Here is a 1356-nt window from a genome sequence, read left to right on the forward strand (position 1 = left end):
GTGAATCGTCCCGGGTTCCATGCACACCTTCTTTCCTGGGAAGGTGATCCTTATGCCGAATATCTATCCAGCCGAGGTACGGGAGAAGGCTGTGCGCCTGGTCCTCGAACACCGCGGTGACTACGCGTCGGAATACGAGGCGATCCGAACGATCGCCGAACGGATGTCATTGAAGACCGAAACGGTCCGAGTGTGGGTCCGCAAGGCCGAAGCGGCCGGCGGTCGCACCCCGGCTGCGTCGGCGTCCGAGGCGGAGATCGAACTGCGGGCATTGCGCCGGAAGAACGCCGAGCTCGAGAAGACCATCGAAATACTCAAGGCTGCAACGTCTTTCTTCGCGCGGGAGTGCGACCCGCCACGCAAGTGATCTGCCGATTCATCGCCGAACACCGCGATCGGTTCGGGGTCGCACCGATCTGCCGTGTGCTCACCGAGCACGGATGCAAGATCGCCCCGAGAACCTTCTACGCCTGGCGCAGCCGTCCGTTGTCGAAACGCGCGCTCTGGGACGCCACCATCACCGCGGTGCTGGCCTCGTACTACGTCGAGCGGGACGAGCACGGCAGACGCAAACCCGAGTCGCTGTACGGGTCGCTGAAGATGTGGGCCCACCTGCAGCGTCAGGGCATCGAGGTGGCCCGCTGCACCGTGGAACGGCTCATGCGCGGGAACGGGTGGCGTGGTGCCACCCGGGCGAAGAAGGTCCGCACCACCGTGCCGGATGCGTCGGCATCACGGCCTCCGGACCTCGTCGACCGGAACTTCCGGGTCGAGCGGCCCGACGCGCTCTATGTCGCCGACTTCACGTACGTGCGAATGGTGCCGTGCTTCGCATACACGGCGTTCGTGATCGACGCGTTCGCCGGCACGATCGTCGGTTGGGAGGTGTCGACGTCGAAGGAGACCGCGTTCGTGGAGCGGGCGGTGAATCAAGCCTGCATGCTGCGGTCGATGCAAGGTAATCCGTTGCTCGGGAGCACTATTCATCACTCGGATGCGGGCTCTCAATATACGGCTCTTCGGTTCGGGGAAACCTTGTTCCTGCAAGGGATTCGGCCGTCGATAGGGTCGGTGGCCGATGCCTACGATAATGCCCTCGCAGAGACGACGATCGGGCTCTACAAGGCCGAGTGCATCGCCGACGATTCCCCGTTCCGCAAGGGCCCGCTGCGCACCGTCAGTGACGTCGAGGAGGCCACCTCGGCGTGGGTGCACTGGTACAACACCGCCCGGCTCATGCACCGCCTTGGGCGGATCCCACCGGCCGGGTATGAAGCCAAGTACTACGCTGAACACCGTGCCGATCAACCGGTCGCACACAAATGACAATGTGTGCATGAGACCCGGGATGGTTCA

General features: G+C 63.7%; 1 protein-coding gene and 1 other annotated feature. The gene reads left to right on the forward strand.

Going from position 1 to position 1356, the window contains the following annotated elements:
- Positions 1–52 precede the first annotated feature (52 nt).
- Positions 53–1326 (forward strand): IS3 family transposase gene (locus tag QR64_RS04230; RefSeq protein WP_152640915.1). Its coding sequence is split into 2 segments (ribosomal slippage): positions 53–329 and positions 329–1326, totalling 1275 coding nucleotides; the frame shifts between segments, so codons are not numbered across the junction.
- Positions 325–456: a sequence feature (AL1L pseudoknot), on the forward strand. It overlaps the preceding gene by 132 nt.
- Positions 1327–1356 lie beyond the last annotated feature (30 nt).

The organism is Rhodococcus sp. Chr-9 (genome assembly GCF_000801125.1).
Taxonomy (GTDB): domain Bacteria; phylum Actinomycetota; class Actinomycetes; order Mycobacteriales; family Mycobacteriaceae; genus Rhodococcus; species Rhodococcus pyridinivorans.